Source organism: Carboxylicivirga mesophila (genome assembly GCF_018271975.1).
In the GTDB taxonomy this organism is placed as follows: domain Bacteria; phylum Bacteroidota; class Bacteroidia; order Bacteroidales; family Marinilabiliaceae; genus Carboxylicivirga; species Carboxylicivirga mesophila.
Genome location: NZ_JAGUCN010000080.1, coordinates 1 through 428 on the forward strand (window position 1 = coordinate 1; position 428 = coordinate 428).

Below are 428 nucleotides of genomic sequence, written 5' to 3' on the forward strand. Positions count from 1 at the left end.
GCTCAGCTCACTTTGGGTGGGCAGATTCCCGCCTCGATAGTCTCGTCCTCTCGGACGGACAATCTCAACGCAAATCTGCTACAGCGCCATGCGGCCAACCGTTAGCGGCAAGCAAAAAAACACCATACTACACAATTAAAATAAAACGAGTTAGATTGACGTTCATAATAATGAGTAAATTAAATAAATCAGCAATTTAAATACCAAGGAACATGAAAACTAAAGCTCTAAAGACATTATTAAAGTATTGGCAAGAAATTATATTTATAGTTTCAATTGGATTATTACTATTGGAAGTCACAAGATTTAACCTGATTCAAAATTCAATTGATAGATGGGATATAGCTCTTCTTTCTTTTATTCTGCCATTATTTGTTTGTCTTATAGGCCAATTCTACTGGAATAATAAAACTTTATCCATCATTTTA

Annotated in this window: 1 protein-coding gene; it reads left to right on the plus strand. The window is 34.6% G+C overall.

All coding sequences use genetic code 11. The features are described from left to right. Positions 1 to 212 precede the first annotated feature (212 nt). Positions 213 to 428: hypothetical protein (locus KEM09_RS21840; protein WP_212232089.1), on the plus strand; the 216-nt coding region annotated here is incomplete at its 3' end.